This window comes from Coprococcus sp. AM14-16, assembly GCF_003434675.1.
GTDB lineage: Bacteria > Bacillota > Clostridia > Lachnospirales > Lachnospiraceae > Coprococcus > Coprococcus aceti.
On the sequence record NZ_QTLL01000002.1, the window covers coordinates 362,384 to 385,375 of the forward strand.

14 protein-coding genes are annotated in these 22,992 nt (G+C 45.0%); all 14 read right to left on the minus strand.

The genetic code is table 11. From position 1 onward, the window contains the following. Nucleotides 1-8: 8 nt before the first annotated feature. The 14 genes from DW159_RS07740 to DW159_RS07805 all read right to left on the minus strand — a co-directional run bounded on the left by DW159_RS07740 (nucleotide 9) and on the right by DW159_RS07805 (nucleotide 22,864). Entirely contained in the window at nucleotides 9-1,616 is a 1,608-nt protein-coding gene (locus DW159_RS07740; protein WP_117549877.1) for a response regulator, read from the minus strand. A gap of 131 nt (nucleotides 1,617-1,747) precedes the next feature. Further along, nucleotides 1,748-1,984: a hypothetical protein gene (locus DW159_RS07745; protein WP_147323109.1), complete on the minus strand. Its 237-nt coding sequence runs from the start codon at nucleotides 1,982-1,984 to the stop codon at nucleotides 1,748-1,750. Nucleotides 1,985-2,119: 135 nt separating this feature from the next. Further along, the gene (locus tag DW159_RS07750) at nucleotides 2,120-3,772 is read right to left on the minus strand and encodes an ABC transporter permease subunit (RefSeq protein WP_117549881.1); all 1,653 of its coding nucleotides are present in this window, start codon (nucleotides 3,770-3,772) and stop codon (nucleotides 2,120-2,122) included. Between the two features lie 17 nt (nucleotides 3,773-3,789). Beyond that, on the minus strand, nucleotides 3,790-5,298 hold the full coding sequence (locus DW159_RS07755) for a sugar ABC transporter ATP-binding protein (RefSeq protein ID WP_015534393.1): 1,509 nt from the start codon (nucleotides 5,296-5,298) through the stop codon (nucleotides 3,790-3,792). 187 nt (nucleotides 5,299-5,485) lie between these two features. Then, entirely contained in the window at nucleotides 5,486-6,757 is a 1,272-nt protein-coding gene (locus DW159_RS07760; RefSeq protein ID WP_117549883.1) for a substrate-binding domain-containing protein, read from the minus strand. 539 nt (nucleotides 6,758-7,296) lie between these two features. After that, the gene (locus DW159_RS07765; RefSeq protein ID WP_015534396.1) at nucleotides 7,297-7,908 is read right to left on the minus strand and encodes a zinc-ribbon domain-containing protein; all 612 of its coding nucleotides are present in this window, start codon (nucleotides 7,906-7,908) and stop codon (nucleotides 7,297-7,299) included. Between the two features lie 59 nt (nucleotides 7,909-7,967). After that, complete coding sequence (locus tag DW159_RS07770; RefSeq protein ID WP_117549885.1) at nucleotides 7,968-8,759, minus strand: TraX family protein; 792 nt, start codon at nucleotides 8,757-8,759, stop codon at nucleotides 7,968-7,970. A gap of 47 nt (nucleotides 8,760-8,806) precedes the next feature. Further along, nucleotides 8,807-10,360, minus strand: a complete 1,554-nt coding sequence (locus tag DW159_RS07775; protein WP_117549887.1) for a DUF975 family protein — start codon at nucleotides 10,358-10,360, stop codon at nucleotides 8,807-8,809. A gap of 138 nt (nucleotides 10,361-10,498) precedes the next feature. Continuing rightward, the gene (locus DW159_RS07780; protein WP_242992640.1) at nucleotides 10,499-15,025 is read right to left on the minus strand and encodes a hypothetical protein; all 4,527 of its coding nucleotides are present in this window, start codon (nucleotides 15,023-15,025) and stop codon (nucleotides 10,499-10,501) included. Further along, nucleotides 14,967-15,686 carry a DUF6063 family protein gene (locus DW159_RS07785; protein WP_117549891.1) on the minus strand — a complete coding sequence of 240 codons (720 nt, stop codon included), beginning with the start codon at nucleotides 15,684-15,686 and terminating at the stop codon, nucleotides 14,967-14,969. The genes DW159_RS07780 and DW159_RS07785 overlap by 59 nt, the downstream gene beginning before the upstream one ends. A 30-nt stretch (nucleotides 15,687-15,716) precedes the next feature. After that, a complete protein-coding gene (locus DW159_RS07790; RefSeq protein WP_117549894.1) occupies nucleotides 15,717-17,345 on the minus strand; it encodes a hypothetical protein in 1,629 nt (542 codons plus the stop codon). 156 nt (nucleotides 17,346-17,501) lie between these two features. After that, nucleotides 17,502-18,641: a rhomboid family intramembrane serine protease gene (locus tag DW159_RS07795; RefSeq protein ID WP_117549895.1), complete on the minus strand. Its 1,140-nt coding sequence runs from the start codon at nucleotides 18,639-18,641 to the stop codon at nucleotides 17,502-17,504. A gap of 110 nt (nucleotides 18,642-18,751) precedes the next feature. Next, on the minus strand, nucleotides 18,752-19,807 hold the full coding sequence (locus DW159_RS07800) for an iron-containing alcohol dehydrogenase family protein (protein ID WP_117549897.1): 1,056 nt from the start codon (nucleotides 19,805-19,807) through the stop codon (nucleotides 18,752-18,754). 405 nt (nucleotides 19,808-20,212) lie between these two features. After that, the gene (locus DW159_RS07805; protein ID WP_117549899.1) at nucleotides 20,213-22,864 is read right to left on the minus strand and encodes an ABC transporter ATP-binding protein/permease; all 2,652 of its coding nucleotides are present in this window, start codon (nucleotides 22,862-22,864) and stop codon (nucleotides 20,213-20,215) included. Nucleotides 22,865-22,992 lie beyond the last annotated feature (128 nt).

The following is a 22,992-nucleotide window of genomic DNA, read 5'->3' on the forward strand; positions in this document are numbered from 1 at the left end:
TCTCTGCTCTACTTATTCCCCGCATGTTCAGTTCTGTACTTTGATGGCGACATTCCAAATCTCTTCTTGAACACATAGCTAAAGTAATTTGCATCCTGATATCCAACCTGCTCTGCTATCTTATAGCTCTTCTCATTTGTCTCAAGTATGAGATTGGCTGCGTGATCCATCCTGTAATCCGTCAGATACGAGATAAATGCCTTGCCTGTCTCCTTCTTGAACACCGATGAAAAATACGAATTGGACACACCAAGCTCTGAGCACACCGTATCCAGCGACAGATCAGGCTCCATATACCTGTCAACTATCATATTCTGGGCATCCGTTACCATTCTTCTGGATGTGTTATTTCTGGCATTTTTCAATTCCTCGCCGATCGCCATCGATGTGTCTATGAGCCATGCTGTGAGGGTAACTTCATCCATCTCCGGAACCTTCTCATATGGGTTACTGATTCCACCTGAAAAATTGTCAAAATCTATAAAATTATTTGCGCAGAATCTGTAGAATGTTCCTACCATCTCCATGAGCGTCAGCTTGTACCTGTTCATGGTCTGTGCAGATCTGTGCAGTTTCTCTATCTCATCATGTACTGCACCCTCAATGGCATCTCTTTTGCCAAGATATATTGACTTGATAAGTTCATGCATATTTGCATCTTCATACTGTACTGCTGCCTTCTGCTCCTTCGGTGCGATCTCAGCAATGTTTATAGCCCTCTGGGTTCCGTATAAAACCCTATATGATACAGCTTCCCTGGCACCCTCATATGAATTGTTGATATTCAGAAGACTGTCGCACACTCTGCCAATACCGGCAGTCACCACTGCCCCCATGACTCGGTAAGCCCATCTGCAGAATCTGTCGCAGGCATCCGTCAGCTCTGCCATGGCATCCTCTGAGGCTATCTCGATGATGAGCACTGTGTTGCCCAAGTATGTAAATACCTTGCATTTCCATGTATCAGCAATTCTGTCCTTGATCTGCTGTTCCACTGACATTGACAACAGAAGCGGGTTCATTCCATCTGGAACGTGATGCTCCGATGTATGAAAAACCGCGCAGCAATAAAGCGGTCCCTTCATATCGATCTGGTATGCTGCAAGGAATTTCTCATAATCCGACTCGCTCACTCTGCCCTCTATCAGTGATACAAACAGATTTGTCTGAAGAACAGGCAGAGATGCATTGAAATAATTTGCAAGCTTCTCTACATTCAGCTTTTCCTCCCTCTCCTTGTCCAGAGAGTTCTTGACCCTCTTCAGACAATCCGAGAGTTCTAATGCATTTATAGGCTTGAGCATGTACTCCTCTATCTCAAGGTGCACCGCCTCCTTGGCATACTCAAACTCATCAAACCCTGTGAATATGATGATGTGTATATTCTGATAATCATTGTTGAGTCGTCTGGACAGCTCAAGACCGTCCATATATGGCATCTTAATATCCGTTATGACCACATCCGGCTGCAGCTTCTCCACCAGTTCAAGAGCCTTCACACCATTGTTGGCACTTCCCACAACATCAAACCCAAGCATATCCCAGTGGATCTTTCTCTCTATAACATCTATAACCTCTTCCTCGTCATCGACAAGGATAACCTTGTATTTATCCATCTAACAGAAATCCTTTCTATATATCAAATGCCACCCGGTTCACCGGTCTTTTCCAGCAATGTAATTATATCAAATACCGCAGAGAATATCTGTACTTTTATTATTATTTCATTATTTCTTCATCTATACCGTCAAGGAATTTTCCTCACCTGTCCGTGACTCGAAGCCTTGCCTGTTTCCAGCTGAGGATCCAGCTTGTTTACGGCTGAACATCTTGCCCTCCCGTAATCTGGAATATTTTCCCTATCTTCAACAAAATAGCTGCTGTAGGATAAAATTGTAACTCCCCCCATATAACCCTTACAGGAAAATAGAGCGAAGGAAGCGGAACACTCGCCCAAGATTTTACAATATATAAATATCTCCACAGGCCAGCCTTCCTTGCATGCGCCTGCCACTTTTATGCATGCCCCTCCTTATGAAAAAAACCGCTCAATCCATCCTGTAGACGATCCGAGCGGCTTTTTATATAAAGGTTTTGTGAGAGTTAAATTTGTTGTTCCTTACTTCTTCTGTACATACTTGAGACAGTCAAGAGTTACAGCGGCAAGGATGATGATACCTTCGAATATGAACTGAAGGTTTGTATCAATACCAAGAATAGTAAGTGAGTAGGTAAGTGATGTGAAGATAAGAACACCAGTTACAACACCGGAGATCTTACCGATACCACCTGTGAATGAAACACCACCAACAACGCAGGCTGCTATGGCGTCCATATCCCAGCCCTGTCCATAAGCTGCACTACCTGAACCAACCATTCTGTTACACTCAAGCCATGATCCGAATCCGTAAAGGATACCGGCAAGGATGAATGCGCCAAGTGTTACCTTGAAAACTGATATACCTGAAACTGCTGCTGCCTCTGGGTTTCCACCTACAGCGTACAGATTCTTACCAAATGTAGTCTTGTTCCAGATGAACCATACTACAACTACAGCAACTATTGCCCAAATGATAATAGTTGGGAAGTTTCCTATTGTTGGGATGAACATATTTGGTATTGCTGAATCAATAGCACCAAATGAAACACCCTTTGTCGCATATGTTACAAGTCCGAAGATTATCAGCATGTTCGCCATTGTTGAGATGAACGGATGCATCTTGTACTTCGCCATGAAGAAACCTGCAATACTTGAGAATACTGTTGTGAGGATAATACATGCAACAAGTGCAAATAATGCTTTTCCTACAACCGGCATACTTGAGAAATCAAATATGTGTCCGAACACACCACCTGTATTTGCACCGTTGTGCATGATAATGGTAGCTGTAACCATACCCATACCAACCATACGTCCAATCGAAAGATCGGTACCAGTCAGGAGGATAAGTCCCGCAACACCGAGTGCCAGGAACATTCTAGGTGATGCCTGCTGAAGTATATTCAGTATATTGGTAACTGTGAGGAGCTGTGTGTTCTTCACAATCGGAGTGATGATACAAAGTGCAATGAATATCAACACGATTACTATATACAGACCATTCTTGTAAAGGAACTGTGTTGTATTGAATGTGTACTTGTAATTCTCAAATTTCTGTGCTCTGCTCTGCATGAATGTGTACTTGGACATTCTAAGAAGATCTATCAGATGATACTTGTGTGAAAATGCATCATGCTTTCTGTCCTTGATCTCCTGAAGTCTTGACTCATGTGTCATCTGTGCATCAAAGAGCTTGTTCTTGTATACATATTTCTCGTCCTTGATCTCTTCCGAATCAGAGAGCTTTGCAAGTGTCTGCTCATGCTCTGTCTTGAGTGTTGCCTTTACTCTCTCATAGGACTCATTTTCTGCTGCCTTCTCAGCCTCGCAGCTTGCCACTACCTTGCTGTAGTACTCGCTGTCATAGTGCTCCTTAAGGTATCCCTCTGCATCGGCGATGAGCTTTGCAACCTTATCTTTGTTGGCTGCCTCAACTGCCTTTGCCTTCTCCAGAGCTGCCTTATCCTTTGCGATTATGCTATCCTTTTCATCCTTTGATAAATTCTTATCTTCCTTTGCGATAGCTATATGGTTCTTCAAACTACGAACCTTGTCAGATCCATCAACTCGAAGTTCATCGATCTGAGCCTGTATCTTTCCAACATATTCATCAATCGGCTTGAGGAGTTTTTCCTCTGCATCAGCCGAAAGGATCATATTTTTATCTGCCATATCCATGCTCCTCTCTATTACAAATATTTAGCACTAAGTCTTAACAATTCTTCCTGATTAGTCTCCTTGGTATTTACAATTCCGGCAAGGTGTCCATTTGACATAACACCTATACGGTTTGTGATACCCAGGATCTCCGGCATCTCAGAGGAGACAACTATGATAGTCTTGCCCTGCTTTGCCATGTTGATTATAAGTTCATATATTTCATACTTAGCTCCTACATCGATACCTCTTGTAGGATCATCCATCATGAATACATTTGGTGAACGCTCAAGCCATTTTCCGAAGATAACCTTCTGCTGATTACCACCGGACAGGTTGGCTATCATATCGTCAGGTCCCATACACTTGGTGTGCATGACCTTGATCTCCTCAGCTGTGGCACGAACCATGCTGTCATGTGACAGTGCCACGCCGCTCTTGTAGTGGTTCATATTTGCAATGGTGGTATTGAAGGTGATATCTGCCTTGAGGAAAAGGCCATTTGCCTTTCTCTCCTCAGTGATAAGGGCAAATCCGTGATCCATAGCATCCTTTGGACCAGTGAAGTTCATGATCTTGCCACCATACATTACATTTCCTGCTGCTCTTGTACGAATACCAAAAATTGTTTCCAGGAGCTCTGTACGGCCTGCACCAACCAGACCATATAGACCGAATATCTCACCCTTCTTCACATCAAATGTGATGTTCTGGAGCTTCGGTGCATACTTTGTGGAGAGTCCCTGCACTGAGAGGATCGTCTCACCCGGCGTATTGTCGACCGGCGGGAATCTGTTATCAAGTGAACGACCAACCATGGCTGATATAAGCTCGTTCATGTTGGTGTCCTTGCTGTCCTTTGTCATGACCAGACTACCGTCTCGGAGAACTGATATCTGATCACAGATCTCGAATATCTCATCCATCTTATGTGAGATGTAGATCAGGGAAATTCCCTGCTCCTTGAGCTGTCTCATCATCTTGAAAAGCTTTGCAACCTCAGGTGCTGTCAGCGATGATGTAGGCTCATCAAGTACGATTACCTTGGAATTGTACGAGATAGCCTTTGCGATCTCACACATCTGTCTCTGGGAAACTGACATTCTCTTCATCGGCTGTGTAAGATTGACCGTTATACCCAGCTTTCTGAACAAGTCTGAAGCTTCCTTCTTCATACGGCCCTCATCGATGACTCCAAGAGAGTTCTTTGGATAACGTCCAAGGAACAGGTTGTCAACAACGCTTCTCTCAAGACACTGATTTAATTCCTGATGAACCATCGCAACTCCATTCTCGAGTGCATCCTTAGGGCCAGAAAAATTTACTTCTTTTCCATCTAATATTATTGTGCCTTCGTCCTTCTGATAGGTTCCGAAGAGACACTTCATCATTGTCGATTTACCGGCACCATTCTCACCCATAAGTCCCATGATCGAACCAGGTTTAACATTCAAATTAATATGGTTAAGGACCTTGTTTCTGCCGAATGATTTGCTCATGCCTTGAATCGATAAGATGTATTTATTCTTATCTTCTGCCATATCTCTACTTCCTTTCATTGAACATCAGCCCATTAATAGTCGCCTTCGGCGAGGACTGATGCTACATATCAAGTTTTCATAGAAAACTTGATACATGCTCTTAGTAAAAGAAGGGTATCAAATGTTTAGTCTGACACCCCTCTGAGTTAAATCATTTCCTATTGATCAATCATCCAGGTAACTTATATTACTTAGAGAGAATTGATGTGTATGATGCTGCATTGTCTGTCTTAACCATGTTGATTGCAAATGCATCATACTCGCCTGGGTTACCAAGACGGTTTGTGATGTTAGACTCTGTCTGTCCATCACCACCGATGTAATCTACATTCAGGTTAAGAAGGTCATCGTAGTTCTGAAGAAGTGGCTGGTATGTTGAGCTCAGGAAGTTATCTGAAGCGTTGTAGATATCAAGCCATACCTTCTTGCTTGGGCTCTTGCTTGAGTCAAGCTGCTTTGAAACCTTGTCATAAACCTTTGTTGAATCTGTGAAATCCTGATAGTTGTCTGCTGTTACTGCCACATTCAGTGCGTAGTATGATCTCTCGTCTGCGCTGTATCTGTAGTCAACACCTTCCTCAAGCTGGTTTCCAGCCTCGTCTGCTGTACCGATACCAGTATCAACATCTACACCATCAAGTGCGTTACGGAGAACTCTCAGTGTCAGGTAAGCCTGAACATCTGCATGCTGTGAAATTGTTCCGCCGTAGCCCTCTGCAATTGCTGCAACTGCATCGCTGTTAGCATCGTATCCAAATGTAGGAACCTTTGCGTCCTTTGCCCAGGCATTGAACATTGACATTCCCATACCATCGTTATTTGAAACAACTACATCGATCTGATCACCAAATGAAGCTGTCCATGTTCCTATTGCATTACCAGCTGTAGCTGCATCCCATGTAGCTCCTGCTGAGTTCTTCATCTCCTGTGATGCAAGCTCTCTGATCGTATATGTCTTGCCATCTACATCAAGCTTAGCATCCTGTACTACTGTTGCCTTACCATCTACGTTTGTTCCGGCTGGTGTTGAATCAACTGCTCCGCTTGCATCAACTCCTGTGCCAAGTGCTGAACGAACACCTCTTGTACGCGCGATTGAATCATTGTGTCCGATATCACCGATTGCAAGTACATATCCGATGACTCCATCACCGTTACGATCGATCGTTGCTGCGTTTGCCTTGATGTAATCAAGAACCATCTGTCCCTGAAGCTCAGCACCCTGATTAGCATCAAATCCTACATAATATGTGTCCTTGTTGTAGCTAAGGGCATCCTTGTCAAGCTCTCCTGTTGAGCTGTTGGATGGCTGACGGTTGAACCAGCAAAGTGGCTTGTCCTTGTTTGCTACTCCGCTGCTTGAACTTCCGCCACTTGAGCTTCCGCCTGATCCACATCCTACCATTGATAATGCAAGTGTTGCAGCTGCTGCTACAGCTAAAATTCTTCTTTTTCTCATATTACGTTCCCTCCTGTGTTTTGGCTTTGTGTGTTTTATTTTTTCGTCTTGCCTCATTGACTGTATTCATTATAATTTGACAGGGGTTTTGAAAGAATAGAATATTTTTGGATTAATTAGCAAAATTTTGCGATTTATTGAAATTTTTATAGATATTTTTAACAATAGCGGTTGTTTAATGGTTATATATTAGGATATTTTTGACTTAATAGTGATGGTTTAGCTTGCTTTACTGGGCAATTTTCACCTGTCACCGGCAAGTTTGGAGGGCGGGATGGTCTGTGATGACATATTCTATACGGTGGCTTAGCGGCGTTTTAGTGGCACTTCCTATAACAGCTTGTTTTTATCTTTTGGTTGTTTTCCATCTGTTTTGCGCATAGTCATAAAAGCAAGCTGCCTTCCTCACATAGCACATGCCTCTCGCATCACTGCACATTTATGGCGATGAGCAATTCATGCTAAAACATGGTCATGTACAATAATCCACGCAAGCAAAAAAGAGCGTGGGTTCGACTCACCCACGCTCTTTTTCAGGCTTACATATTCACATTCAAGTAATTTCCACAATAAGGACATTTGCTGGAATATCCAGTCGCTGCACGGAAACTCGAACCACAATTCGGGCATCTGACCGCCACAAGTCTCAGCTTATCCGGTGCCACCGGCTTGTCGTCCATGAGCTCTTCCTCACCAGGAAGCCTCTCATCCCTTACTGAATCCGGATCATAGCCGTATTTGCCGTTGTACTCAAATATATCTATCGTCAGACCTATCGGGTACATGCCGGCACCCCTTGTGAATCCCGTTGGTATTATAGCCTCCCGCTCAACATGGTAGCTGTCAAAATAATGCACGATTGTGTCCATCATATATGTATTGTTCACCCTGACAGAAGTATTCTCCGTGTATCCATATATCTTTGCAGGATACCTCACGCCCTTTTTCACTATCATCTTCTTGTTGTGAACCAATATCGCCACCACTATGTCCATTCCCCCACCGATCAGTAAGAAACTTCCCGGAAGGCTCAGCATAGCCAGGGGGAATTTGCCAGGCTCCGCCACAATTGCAAATATAATTCCCACGAAAACACCGACAGCAAGGAATATACTGCCAACCAAAACCACTATCTTATGAGCTGCATTCATCTTATTTCTCCTTTTCCCCAATATCTGCAAAAACCACCGATTCTCTGCTCATACAATGTCTACATCACCATCTGCCAGATTATGTACAATACAAGCAAGTGTCCCGGATAAAATGCATAACAGAAGTATTTAAACCACTTCTTATGGTATCCCAATTTTCCATTGTATAGCCATATCACCGGCAATGCGATTAGCGCAAACGCCTGCTGCGGGAATTCAAAGCTATGTCCCGCTATACTAAACGTATAACAATATCCACTAAGCAGCTGTGCATTGATATAATACATACACACGAGCTGTGCTATCAATTTCCATGGTTCCTTGCCCCGGAACAGATAGAACATTATAACCATGACAACTCCCGCTCCATAGAAATCAACCATGGTGATCGTTCCTATCACATATCCCACAAGTGTCACAACAACCGCAACCGGGATCCACAGCCATACCTTGCCCGTTTTCCTTACCTTGTCTATCAATGCTATCAGCAGTAATCCTATGAGAAATGTCCAAAGTACATTCTGATGAAACAGATACAGGACACTGTCTCCGGACACAAGATCAAATGGAACTTCAGATATCACCGCAAATATCAGCATTCTGCACAGATATCTGCGGAAATTACTGGTATGGTAAAATCCCTCAACTATCATGAACGCAAATATCGGAAATGCTATTCTTCCTATGCACGTAAGTATATCCACATACGGAAACAACGTTGCCCACATGTGATCACTGAGCATGCATGCCATCGCAATGATATGCAGCATACAGGAGCTGAATACTCCTGCCTTTATATTCCAGGACTGTTTCCCCGGATCAATCATTTTACCATTCTGTATATCCGTCATATTGGTTCCTCCTTTTTATATGACTTCGTCATATTGGTTCCTTCTCTTTATAATGTGCCGCCAACTCCTTCGCCCTTGTTAAATCCGAATATGGCGCAGCATATCAGATCTATGATAAACAATACCGACAATGTGATACATATAATGTTCTGCACTTTTTTGCTCTTGGAATTCAGAAATTCACTGAGCTTCGGTGCCGCTATATACACTCCAAACAGACTTCCCATGCCAAACGCAAGAAGCCCTACCAGACATATTCTTCCATTTACATTAAGGAACTCGTTCTTGTAGTCCCAATACTGTGAGTTAAAGAAGAAATCCAGTGCCCAGCTCGCTATAAATTCTATGATTCCACATACCACCATCGCCATAGCAAACAGCTTTGCTTTATCTGCCTTGAAGCGGTCAAGCAGGAATATGATAGCAACGCCACCGACTCCGTACACGGGCAGCCATGGTCCATACATGGTTCCGCGGTTTACAAGAACATGATCCATAACTATATAGAGCAAGACCTCCCACAGCCATCCTATAAAACAGAACACAAAGAAGAAGAAAATGAAATCCCTAAGACTGTATTCACTCTTCACCTTCATTCCCTCAGGAACCTCAACCGCGACATCCTGGAGAATATAGACCGGCTTGGTCCATACCTCAGCAACTCCCGCGTCTCCTGCCGACTGATAAGCAGCCTCGATAACCTTTTTGTTATATGGTGCAGCATTGAATGCTTCCTCGACAAAATTTTCCACACCTATATTCTGTCTGAACCAGAAGTACATCTCCACATCAAGCTCCATCTGGAACGGTAATGCTACCAGAAGTCCTGCAACCGGTATAGCCTTGATCATCCACACGTGGATGCATGACAGATCCGTCAGGAACATTTTCCACTTATAGCCTCTCGTCATCTCCCTTGACATGTTCTTCGCATCTCTCCACTTGAGTCTTGGATTCTCCGCCAGGAGATATGGAACCATCCTATACTGATAATACTTGTACACACCACCGATTATCGTGAGCCACCAGAGTGTCATAACAACATTGTAACAGAACATGACCCACATAAGTCTGAGTAAATAATGTCTGTGGAAAGGTGCAAACATTCGGTTGATGGACACCTTGTCACTGTATCTGCACTCCATGGCATAACGGCATTTGCCCACTATCGCCGCACTCTGTATAAAGAAATGGACAACAGCCATGATAAGAGCAGATATCAGGAGCATCACTATGACCTCGCCGGGATTTCTCTTCACGTATGCCGTATTGGCGCCTAAAAGCTTGATGATCCAAGTCTGTTTCACCGTCACCGAATCTATCATCCGGGCAACTGTCTCTGCTTTTTTCTCCGACATATGCTCAACCATCGGCATATTCTTCACATATTCCTTGAGTATGGTCACATTGTCCGCCTCATGCTCTGTCTCCTGCCCGAGCACCTGATCTATACCCTTCACGAACTTTGTCTGTGAAGAATCATCTACCCCAAGATAAGAGAATACAAAACACACAGCGACCATAGCCATCCAAGCCATAAGTCCACGTTTAAATACCGTGTTCCACGCTCCCTTTCTAAGCTGTTTCCTGTTCCAATCCATCTATAGTTCCTCCCAAGCTAATATTTAAAGTAATTCAACAACATATATCTGCAAAACCCGTAACCTGAATTATGGCTTGATGGTTTCATATTGCCTATCAGGGGAATATGAAACCGGTCAAGCCATTCCACAGCCCCCCTAGATGAAGTCGAAGGTCGCCTGTTCATAGGAAAGTTCCTGATATTCCAGCTCCTCCTGATCCGTCTTGCTGGTGTAGTCCACCACTACCGTTTGCTGCTTTCCGCCCACCATCTGCTGTCCCAGGATATAGTTCACGTCAAAGCGTCCGGTGATGGCCGGTGTCGCGCCACGGGCAGGTACGATGAGCTGCACATGATTAGCTGCCAGCATGGCAAATATAGGCTCCCAAATATATATATCTTTTGCTGCACCAAATGGGTTATCGATAAATATAGTCTTGGACTGTATCGACTCCTCAGGTGCCAGACTGTACATTCCGGCAATGTAGTTGATGACAGCAACCAGAAACTGGATGTAGATTCCCTGAGACTGTCCCGTACTTCCAACAGCCTCCTCATATCTGAGGTAACGGCTCTGTTCCTTTATCCTCTCTCTCTTGTAGAGGTTAAGTCTGATCGCATTCATATCTGTGACCATGACACCGAACAGCTTCTTGAGTCCCAGACAGTCACGGATGTACTTGATCCTCTTTCGTTCATCCTCGTAGGCATCCGCACCCTTCACTATGTCATCTATATAGTCAGACATCCTTTGCTTCACAAATTCATCCTTCACATAAGGTATAGTTAGATCGACCATCTTGATCACATCATCGCCCACCGTGATACGTGACAGCTTTGGAAGCTTCTCAAGCTCAGTCTTCACATCCATACATCTCTGTACACACTGGTTCTCGAAGTTCTCCTTAATGGCAACCATATCCTCGATGCCCTTCTCAACACGCTCCTTCTCCAGCTTGATGAACTCAATGATCTGAAGAAGATTTGCCAGAAGCTCCTTTGCCTGACTGTAGGTATCCGGAACCTGCACATCCTGCCTGATCGTATTGGCCATCTCGAATACTCCCATCTCCACTAGTGTATCCGCCGTCTGTCCCTTGAATCTCATGATCTCATTCTTTGCGCGGTCAAGGGCTTTCATGCTCCTGTCGTACTTCATGAGGCTTGTCTCAAATAACTGTCTGAGGGTATCCATGTCCTCATCAAGCACATTTCCACCTGAGACATCTATATCGTTGGTATCGATGATCCTCTTTACGTCCTTATACAGATCCACCATGAAACCATACTGCTTATAGTAATCGCTGTACGCCTTCTCAGCTTCTTTGAATATGCGGTTCATATCCGCAAGCACCGCATCTCCATTGGCTATGGCTGTATCTGCATCGGCTGCAGATATCTCCTCACGCACATAGCTGCCATCACCGTATGTTCTATTGATGTTCTCTATCGCATACTCTATGCTTCCCTCAAGCTTGCTATACGCCTTCTGGTCAGCCTTCTGCTGCTGCATCAGCGACGCCTCTATCAGTGTGAGCCTTGCCAGCTCATCGTCCATCTCCCTGAGATGGTCCTCTGACGTCGGATAGAGCTCTCCTGCCCCGGCAAATACCGCCATGTCAAAGCCTCTCTTCTCTATGGTCTTCTGTATTCTGTCCATTGACTTCTTCAGCGCATCCATGAGCTTCTTCTTGTCCTCAAGATCCGGCGCATGCTCCTTTGAAACCGCCAGCATAGCCATAAATTCCTGTTCAAGCCGTTCATCTGAAATGTCCAAAGTCTCCTTGTATTCCTCCGGTATTCCGTCCTGCCATGCCGCAGCAGCCACGCCTGCACCATCTGTATTTTCAGCAACTCCCGCATTCTCAGACTTCGGCAGATACGGTTCGAAATACTCCGTCCACTTGTACTGGATATCCTCTATATTCCTTGTAAGCCCCGCAAGCTTTGACTCAGTCTCTCCAACCGTCGTCGACCACTTCAGCACATCGCTCTGAAGTCCTGACAGCTTTGCCACAAGGTCAGACTTCCTCTGCTTATACTCGGCAAGTCTCTGCTCCTCCGGTCTTGCAAGATCCGACAGCTGCTCTATCATGACAAATGTCTGTCTTCTGTCAGATTCCTTCTGCTGACTCTGCTGCAGGTCTCCATATCTCTCGGTGTTATTCTTAAGCTCCGTCTCTGTAACCTTGATCGATGTCTTAAGCTCCTCAAGCTCATCCTTCTTATCGAGCAGTGCCTGGTTCAGCTCTCTCTCCCTGTCCTCGGCACCTGTATATCTCGCATCCACAAGCCTTGTGACAAATGCAAGATCCTCCTGATAAGTCGCAAGCTTCTCATTTATCAGACTGATCTCCTCCGTGAGACCTGCTATCTTATCAGCATTTGCCTTTCTGGCGTCCTCTATGGAGTCCTTAGACATGAAATATTTCCTGTCTCTTCCTATGATAAGCATGTTCTCGGCGGGAACTATCGCTGAGTCTGAAAGCTTATCCATATCGTACACCATTACACATTCGCTGCCGGTGTCTATCGAACCGAGATTTATATCGTCCTCCAGACTATCAAATCCCTTTGTCACAACACTGTACGGCAGGTATGGATTTGCCTGAAGCAGCTCCTCCTTTGTATCACCCGGGAGTGCCGACAGATAATCCGCACCATGCATGGCCATGAGCCCATGTCTGGTGAAGATGTAGTTTATCACAGTCTCAGCACCCTCCGACGGCGGAAATGGTCTGCCATCCTCATAGCATTTCGCAAGCTTTGTCAGTCTGTCGATCTCCTGCTGGCGCTTGATCGTCTCTGTTATGGTGCCCCTAATCCTGTCATTTATAACACCTGTTATATCCTGTGGATTCTCCACAGAGTATACTGCCATGATGCTGTCGAGCTGGCTTCCCGACTGCCTGTACGCCTCGGCGTCAAGCCTTGCATCCTCGCAGCTTCTCTCCAGCGCATCATACTCAGCCTGCACAGTCGTCAGTCTGTATCTGTCATCGTACAGCTTTGTCCTGCCATCTGCTATGGCTATCTCCAACTCTGTCATCTCAGCAAGTATCCTGTCAGACTCCTCCTGAGCCTTGTTCATCATATCCTTCACATCACCCACTACGAGCAGGTTGACCGATGCAGCCAGCTCACTTATGCGGGCACTTATCTCATCAATCTTGGCTGTGGCATCAGCGATATTATTCTCCGCCACCGCCTGGGCGATCTCGCCCTCCCTCATGACCTTTCTGCAGTACTCCGCCTCCTCAAGTGCGTGATCATAGCTGGTCTGGGCCTCTTCCCTTGCCGCCATGAGCTCTGCAAGCTTCTTCTCATCACGGATGCGTCTGTTGTACGCATACACCGCCATCTTCTCACTGGATGATCCGATGTTGTTTCTTATATTGTCGACTATCAGTCTGCTCTCTTCGTACTGTCGCTTGTTCTCCCTGTATACAAGGTAGTCATTTACACTCTCCTTGTAGCCGATCTGGTTTTTCAGCTCCGCAAGCTTCTTCTCATTGTCCTCTATCTGCGTGACAGTGTCATTCATCTTGCGGTTCATGTCCTCAAGGCGCAGATAATCCCTGGTGACCCTGAGATTTGCCAGACGCTTGTTCTGCTGTTCCATCTGCTCCCCGGCGTCAGCCTTTGCCTTCGCCAGCTCCTCCATATGGGTGTCGCCCTCCTGTGTACACGCCCTTCCTGTGGCATACACATCGGCCAGGCCCTTACATATCCTGTCGTTGTCCTCGTAGAGATCTATGCATGAGTTCACCTTGCCCTCGAGCACATTTATCAATTCTATCTGGTGGTCATAGTTGGCTATGTCACGCTTTCTCTGTGCCAGAACGTTCAGCTTGTCCTTGATGTCGAGAAGAGTCTCTGCCATGGTGTCTTCCTCACCGTTTCGTCCTGTCTTTGTGGCAAATGCCTTCTCTATGATCTCCTCTATAAGCAGATCCTCCACTACCTTCCTTGTGGTCCTGTAATTTGTCTCAAAATACGTTCTTACGTGCCCCTCTGTCTTGTTGATTCCACGTATGATTTCCCAGTGGCTCTCGTGGAGACCATAGCCGCTTATAAATCTCTGGTACTCGCCCTTCTTGTCAAATACCCTGACCTCCAGACTCATATCCCTGTGTCCGAGATCCTTGAGATATGTCTTTAAACCGTTGAATGTGATCCTCTCATTACCCTCCGACAAAGGAAGGTTCACTATGTCATTCTTGTTATATTCCCTGTAGAAAATGCAGTAATTAAAATACTCTATGGATGCAGTGTCCTTCTGTACCTCCCCGGCATCCGCAGCATCCTTCGCCTTTCTGGCACAGAATCCGGTGGTCATGTATCTGTAGCCATCCTTTATATCCGCCTCGTCAAGCTTCCACTCGATCAGCGAATGGATGACTGTGTTGCCGCCGCCCGCACGGAAAAGCTTCTCCACAGGCTGCTTCTCATCCAGAGTACAGTTCGGTATCAGGTTCTGAAGGAGCAGAAGCATGAGAATACTCTTTCCTCCTCCATTTGCCAGATCATACAGCGTGTTCTTGCCATACATTCTCATGGTGAAGTCATCATACTGCTGTGTACCAAAGTTATATTTTACATTGTTGACCCTTATCCTGTTGATACTAGGCATCCTCTTCTTCACCTCCAAGCAGCTGATACAGCCGTCCTCTGTATTCCTCAAAATAGTTCTCCGACAAAGCCTTCATCCTGTCTGTCGGATAGTACCTGTCCGCATTCTCCACAAATAACCGCTGGGCCAACATGAAGTTGAACACCAGCTTCACATAACCCGCCCGGGATGCCTTGGACGCCCTGGCGCTGTCGCCCTCCTGATTGCCCGTCACCGCCGGGAGCTCATCCCACAGAAGCGCTATCGCCTTGAAGCTGTCCTGCTCCACCTCATCAGTTGACAGAACATCAAGCTTCTTCGTTATGTCCGCAAGATATTTGCTTGTCTCATCTATAATGTTCTCTGACTTCACATACTCCCTGAACTGATAGCTGGATGAATCCTTGTAAAAATAGAGAAGTGTCATATACATAATGAAGTAACACAGATAGAGCTCCTTGTTCAGACGAAGTCCCAGAAGCTTCTTCATGTCGTCATTCGTATAGCCAAATACCCTGTTGCCCTCTCCGGCTGTTATATACAAGCTGTCATTGTACTCGTACAGTGACAGGTTCATCTTCTTCATCATATTCATGACGATGTCGTACACCTCGGCATTGCCGTAGAATTCATCGTACAGCGGGCCGTTGTCGGGATGCTTCTTGCAGATCTCCTCACCTGATATTAACTTGGAATATATCTCTATCGCCTTGTCCAGATTCTTACTTTCCATCTTTTTCTCCTATTCTCCGTACAATCACTCTCAGCTGGTTTTGTTAAACTGAATTCCCGTAACGTACATGTCCTCGCCAATCTGTATCTCTTCGTCTGGATGGAATTCCAGTGTAAATGTCATGCCTCTGAACGCATCCAGTGTGAGTTCCGGTGCATACATCTCACGGGAGAGACCAGAACCGCCATGCCCCATATCACCATCGGTCTGATTCTGCAAAATAGCAATACCTTTGCCAGTTTTTATTCTCTCTATGTGATCTACCAGCATTCCCTCCAGCATAGTGTCCGGCTTTGCCAGTATCTCATCCACACTGTACCTGTCCTTCTGTGCCAGGTGTGTGAGGAAGGAATAGTAATCTTTGTTGTCGTAGATTTCTTTTCCAAACTTAACTTCAAGTATTCCATTGAATTCCTTGAGACTCAGGTGTCCCCATTTGTTCAGCTGGTCAAGAAGTTCGTGGAACAGCTTTGTGAAGTTGGCACTTATCTGTTCATCGAGCAGTTCATCTTCGTAACGGAAGTTCGGATCAAGCTGCTCCTTCTTCACCTTTGTGGTCTTCGCATTGTCCTCGGACTTCAGCGTGAGCATGTGATCTATGGATGTCATGCTGAACGTTTTCACGATCCTCGGAGCAAAGAGAGGCGCAAGTATAGTGAGCATCTTATCCGGTCTGTCAACTTTTATGATGCTCTGAAGCTGTCCCGCAAAGTCAAATGCAGGTCTCAGCTTCTGAAGCTTTGCCTTGTGTATAATATTGTCCGATATGTTCTGCAGCTCCATTGTGTTGCTTATCAGACTTCCGTGCTTGATGATGGTCCTCTTGAGTTCAAGCTCAAGCTGGCTTATCTCCTCCATAGCTTTCAGGTTGCCCTTGCCCATATTATCATAGCTCGCCTTAGTGATCGCTTTGTCCACCAGAGCTTTGTTCTTGGCAAAGAGCTTCTGCTCGTCAGCGAACCATTTGCCGACGGTCTTCATATAATTCTCGTACTCCTCCGCGCCCTTGAACACGTCGATGGACAGAAGATTTACTATCTCATCCTTCTCGCGGATCAGCCTGTTCACCTCGCTATTGATCCTGCGCACGACCTCGATACCGCCACGGAAGTTCTCTCCAACGATCATCTTTTCCAGAAGAAGCTGCTGCACGTTGATCTTGCTCTCGTCCTTGATCTCCTTGGTGTCCAGATAGAATTCGATTCCATCCGCAGTGATGAAATACAGGACCTTGCCATCCACTATATGGCTGTCTATCAGCTTCACTCGTCCCGTCTTGCGCTGCTTCTTTCCCGGATCATAGAACGTGAATTCAAATGCTCTTCCGTCGTTCTTGATCTTGTCAAATATATACATTATCAGGTCAGCCCTGTCATCTCCCGCAATCTCCACATCGAAATCACGGTCAAGGAGCTGCCCCATGAATTCCTCATATTCATCGTATGACACTTCACGCTCATTGAAGCTGTTCTCCTGAATAAAAAAACGCAGAATCGCCATGGTTATATAACCCATGTCCAGCTGTGCATAACGACCTTCCTTATACTGCGCAAATGTGGTCTCAGCCAGAACAAAAAACGGGTAATATTTCCTCAGATTCTGCATTCTTGCATTATGTTCTTCAATTATGTCATTTATCATCACGTATTTGAGTGCCATGTTTTCTCTATCTCTGTACTTTCCTGATTATAATAGATCTTATACCATATACTTTTCCTGATATATCTGCCCATATTCTGAGACACATATCTTCTCTATCCGCATATGGACACACAGATTTAGTATACCATGACACATTTGTTCACACAACGATATTTATCTTCCGTACTTCAGCTCATTTATCGATCTTCCACACACTGTCAACATGAATTCCGTGGCACTCTCACTGTTCTGTCCCACATCATTCAGCCCGACATATCCCGGCTGATAGCCCTCGCAGTCACCCTCTATCTGAAACTGGACTGTGACCGTCACCTGCTGCCCCTTATATGTGGCATTCCCTTCAAACTGCACTATCTGACTTCCGTCCGTCGCGACAAATGCCTGCCAGTGTTCATCGCTGCAATAGGCATCCAGACCATCCCCATAGGTTGTGTCTCCATCCGGGAATATCTTCTGTTCCTTTATATAATCTATCCTCTTATCCGGAATATCGGCTGCATCTTTGCCGATCCCCGCCTCACCGATACCTGTCACGCACATGGACAATGTGAGTATGACTGCCAAAAGCTTGCAGAATTTGTTCTCCCTAAACTTCTCCCACCGCTTGATATTCAGTACAAATGCAAGGATTCCTCCCACGATCGCACCACCCACATGCGCATAGATATCTATATTCTTCTCATTTGTATACAGAGCATATATGACCACAACAACTATGGATATCATCATATCTTTTCTGCTTGCTTTCCTGTTGCCCATGAATGTCAGGAACACAGCAGCACATATGATTCCGAACACCGCCCCTGATGCTCCTATAGAGAAATGCATTCTGTCAGGATCAGTCATATGATACACATTCATGGATATGATCCCGGCAACAATTCCTGATACAAAGTATATGATAGTCGTCCTCAGGGAGCCAAGTTTTCTCTCCACCGTGGAGCCAAACATATATAGTGCAAACATATTGCCAAAGAGATGATCAAAGCCAGAATGCAGGAACATCGCCGATATAAGTCGTCCATACTCGCCATTCAGCTTCACGTACTGATAGTTGAGTCCACCGGTTCTGGAGTAATTGTCCACACCGATGCACATGATGCCAGCTATGACATTTGCCACTATCAATGCAATCGTAACTATAGGGATCGTCCTCTTTATCTGTGGCTGCGGGGAAGCTCCACCGCCCATCTGCTCAGGTCTGATCACATATGCTGTGTCCTGGTCAATATCCTGCTCAAATCTCCCATAGTCATCATGTTCAAAGCCATAGCCGAAATTGTTTTCTTCCATATAATACTCTCCTGACAATGCCCCCCACGGCTGGCATCCACATACTGTTCATTGTTTTACACGATACACTGTTTTTCCACCTTGCAGTACCATTCTTCACACCTTTTTTCTTAGTCGAATACTCTCTTAAGAACCTCGTCCCCATACAGAACCTTCTTGGCAAGTTCTCTGTACTTCTCCTCATGAAGGTATGTGTGTCTGTGAGGCTTTATCTGTGGTGCCATGTCTATCGCCTTTGCGAAATCTTCTCTCTTGAGATCAAGTGTAGCTACATAATCCCAGAAACCGGTCTTCTCAAATATAGCATTTACCCTGACATATCTGTGATCCTGAACGACCGCCATGATATATGTGGCAATTCCCACCTGGATTCCATGAAGCTGTGGCTGTTCAAGCATCTTGTCAAGTGCATGTGAAATCAGGTGTTCGCTTCCGGATGTCGGTGTGCTTCCGCCTGCAATCTCATTAGCAACACCGCTCATGGCAAGGGAATCGAGAAGCTCCTTCAGGAAGAGATCATCCTTGATCGTCTCAAATGGTGTTCTGACGAAACTGTTCACTGCCTTCTTCGCGATCATAACCGCGAAATCATTCATCTCTGAATATCCAAGGTCTGACTCGAAAAGCCAGTCATAGAGAGATGTGATCTTGGATACCATGTCGCCGATTCCTGAGTAAAGGAATCTCTCCGGTGCAGACTTAATGATCTCCGTATCCGCTATGATTCCGTATGCCATCCTTGCAGGCACCGATGTACGCCGTCCATTTACCATAAGTGATGCGCTGGCGCTTGAGAAACCATCCGATGATGCCGATGTCGGAATACTTATAAAAGGAAGCTTTCTGAGATATGCCGCATACTTTGCCACATCAATAACCTTTCCTCCGCCGATACCCACGATCACCTGGGCCTTCGCATCTATATCAAATGCCAGCTTGATTATATCCTCTATATTGGTGGAATCCAGCTCTCTGTACTCCACAACTGTCACATTTTCTTTCTTCAGAGAATCCATGACCTGCTGTCCAAACATGTCTATGAGTCCATTTCCAAAATAAATAACAGCATTCTTCATCCCGGAAGCACTTATATATTTGCCCAGATCATTCAGGGTTCCCTTTCCGATCTTAAGAATGGTTGGTATTGCTATATGACTTCCTGCCATCTGTTTATCCTCCTAAATACATTTCTACCATTATACATTATATGATCAGCAAAAATAAACAAGACAATACACATTTTGTCTCATACCTTTACTTACCTTTCTAATTTCTAGCCGTGTCTGCCTTATGCTGTTTTCATATCCTTTAAATTTCTTACAGCATCTTCATATTTTTACCCGAAAAACACATTTTCTACACAACTTCTCCAAAATTAGAACACATTTTCTCGGTATATTATTAACTGTAAACAGCGAGAGCGTAAGCGAGTTGTTTACAATCCCCTTTTTCATAAACGACTGCAACACCCTCCCCTCACATAATGTAGTTGCAGTCACTCCCTTTTAATACAAAAAGAAGAGACTGCCAGAGATGGCAGCCTTTTCTTTTTGTATTCAGATAATTTATAATTACTCACTTCTGAGCGCTATAACAGGATCCTTCTTAGCTGCAAGTCTCGATGGGATAAGTCCTCCGATCAATGTCAGTATAACGCTGATGATTACCAGCATCACTCCACCCTTCCAAGGAAGCGCCGATACACCGGCAACGTTGATATAACTCTCTATCACCTTACTGATCGGTATATTGATCAGCACCGTCACGCCGATTCCTATGAGTCCTGAGAAGAGACCTATGATAAATGTCTCCGCATTGAACACTCTTGAGATATCCTTCTTTGAAGCTCCTATGCTTCGCAGAATACCAATCTCCTTTGTTCTCTCAAGAACTGAGATATATGTGATTATTCCGATCATGATGGATGAAACTATCAATGATATAGCCACAAATGCAATGAGTACATAGGTTATCGCGTTGATGATCTTGGTCACCGATGACAGCATGATTCCAATATAATCAGTGTATGTGATCTCCTTGTCAGGATAATCCGCATTGTACTTGTCTATGAGCTTTGTTATCTCGTCCTTATCCGCAAATTCTGCACAGTAGAGGTTGATGGAAGCCGGCTTTGCAAGCTCTGCATATCCAAGCTTTGACATGTTATCCTCATAAGTAGATGTTGACTCCTGGAAGAAACCGTAACCCTTGAGCATATCGAAGAGCTGATCCTTGGTCATGGACGTCATCTGTGCCTGCATGTCCTCAGTAACCTGACCTGAAGCCATAAGCTGCTGCATAACAGAATCCATATCCACATCATCCGCTGTCAGTTCCTTGCCATCTGAAAATGGCATTCCTGTAAATATGTCAGTATCAGGATTATCCATCTGAGCCTTGAGTACATCTGTCTTCTCGTTCTCTGAAACTATGTAATTGGCAAGCTCCGATGTGTAACCTATATATCCCGGCTGCATGGTAGTTGCATACGCTTTATCCGAAGCCCTGATTACTGCCGACACCTTTACTTCAAGGCCCCCAGCCACTGCAGACTTCAGAAAATCAGCATCAGAACTCATATCTGTGTATGTTCCATCATCATTCTTCTTGTACAGATTGCCCGGAAGCACAACCTTAAACTTGAGATTAAGAAGGTCATCGTATGTAAACACCATCTGCTCAAGCTCCGGTGCCTCTCCGCCAGCAAGTATGGTTGAAACCATATCGCTCAGTTCCTTTGAATCCCTAAGTCCAAGAGTATACAGTGTAAAATCACTTATCTCATTGTTCTTGTCGACGACAAGTACAACCTCGTTCTTGTTCTCAGGCCAGTGTCCTGCCAGTACATCGTACTGCTGCTTAAGCAGAGTGTCATTGTCAAGCATCTGTGTCCACATGTCCATTGATGATGAGCCGTAACTAAACGCCGACATGAAATCTGCCGTTGACTCCTGTGCCTCCGCCATACCTCCAAATCCCATATCTGCCATTGTGGTGCTTGGATTTACCTGGGCAACACCGCCATTTGCACTGTTCTCGTTAAACACATATAATGGTGTATCATATGTGTATGTTATATCACTTGTATACTTGGTGAAGCCGTTTGCATCGTCTTCTATATAATTCTTAAATGACTCAAGGTCGTTCTCCTTCACATCTGACACCATGGACACGAGCATGTCTCCCATGATATCTCCCGAATATATCTTGTCCTCGCCAGCGTGATTGTGATCTGAATTCTCCTCGTTGTTACCTACCATCTTTGAGAGCAGCTCATTGTAATCCATCGCTTTCTTCGTTATCTGCACTGGATATGTGGCAAGTGTCTCCTCCTGTACATCGTTTATGTACTTCTGGAATCCAGACGATAGCGACAATATAAGTGCTATTCCTATGATTCCTATACTTCCGGCAAATGCTGTTAAGAATGTCCTTCCTTTCTTGGTCATGAGGTTGTTCAGACTCAGCGAGAACGCTGTGAACATACTCATTGATGTCTTTCTAGGTTCATAACTTCCGTCATCCTCCTTTGCTTCATCCTCATCTGAGAATGGATTGGAGTCATCTATTATATTTCCATCGAGGAGCTTTACGATTCTTGTTGAATACTGCTGTGCCAACTCCGGGTTGTGCGTGACCATAATAACCAGCTTGTCCTTGGCTATCTCCTTGAGCAGTTCCATGATCTGAACACTTGTCTCTGTGTCAAGTGCACCCGTTGGCTCATCCGCCAACAGAATATCCGGATCGTTTATGAGTGCTCTGGCGATGGCAACTCTCTGCATCTGTCCACCGGACATCTGGTTTGGTTTCTTGTGAATCTGATTTCCCAGACCAACCCTCTCCAAAACCTCCTTCGCTCTCTTTCTTCTCTCTGCCTTTGATACTCCAGACAAAGTAAGCGCAAGCTCTACATTTGACAGTACCGACTGATGCGGTATCAGATTGTAGCTCTGGAATACAAATCCGACTGAATTGTTTCTATATGAATCCCAGTCTCTTGACTTGAAATCCTTTGTCGACTTGCCATTGATAACCAGATCTCCACTGGTGTACTGATCCAGTCCGCCCACTATGTTCAGAAGCGTTGTCTTTCCACAACCCGACTGGCCAAGTATGGACACGAACTCATTTCTCCTAAAGTTCACAGATACACCCTTAAGTGCCTGAACAACTTCATCACCAGTGTGATAATCCTTCACGATATTCTTAAGCTGAAGCATTACGTCCTCCCTTTTTAAGATTATATTGTGCAAAAGCATAGTAAGGTACTTTGCGCCACGTCTGTGTGCATACACATAACGTATTATGTTCTATATGCATTACACTTTTATATATTTGTCATTATTAC

Coding starts and splice junctions, on each gene's coding strand:
- DW159_RS07740 (WP_117549877.1), bottom strand. CDS start 1,616: ATGGATAAATACAAGGTTATCCTTGTCGATGACGAGGAAGAGGTTATA.
- DW159_RS07750 (WP_117549881.1), bottom strand. CDS start 3,772: ATGGCAGATAAAAATATGATCCTTTCGGCTGATGCAGAGGAAAAACTC.
- DW159_RS07755 (WP_015534393.1), bottom strand. CDS start 5,298: ATGGCAGAAGATAAGAATAAATACATCTTATCGATTCAAGGCATGAGC.
- DW159_RS07760 (WP_117549883.1), bottom strand. CDS start 6,757: ATGAGAAAAAGAAGAATTTTAGCTGTAGCAGCAGCTGCAACACTTGCA.
- DW159_RS07765 (WP_015534396.1), bottom strand. CDS start 7,908: ATGAATGCAGCTCATAAGATAGTGGTTTTGGTTGGCAGTATATTCCTT.
- DW159_RS07770 (WP_117549885.1), bottom strand. CDS start 8,759: ATGACGGATATACAGAATGGTAAAATGATTGATCCGGGGAAACAGTCC.
- DW159_RS07775 (WP_117549887.1), bottom strand. CDS start 10,360: ATGGATTGGAACAGGAAACAGCTTAGAAAGGGAGCGTGGAACACGGTA.
- DW159_RS07785 (WP_117549891.1), bottom strand. CDS start 15,686: ATGGAAAGTAAGAATCTGGACAAGGCGATAGAGATATATTCCAAGTTA.
- DW159_RS07790 (WP_117549894.1), bottom strand. CDS start 17,345: ATGGCACTCAAATACGTGATGATAAATGACATAATTGAAGAACATAAT.
- DW159_RS07795 (WP_117549895.1), bottom strand. CDS start 18,641: ATGGAAGAAAACAATTTCGGCTATGGCTTTGAACATGATGACTATGGG.
- DW159_RS07800 (WP_117549897.1), bottom strand. CDS start 19,807: ATGGCAGGAAGTCATATAGCAATACCAACCATTCTTAAGATCGGAAAG.
- DW159_RS07805 (WP_117549899.1), bottom strand. CDS start 22,864: ATGCTTCAGCTTAAGAATATCGTGAAGGATTATCACACTGGTGATGAA.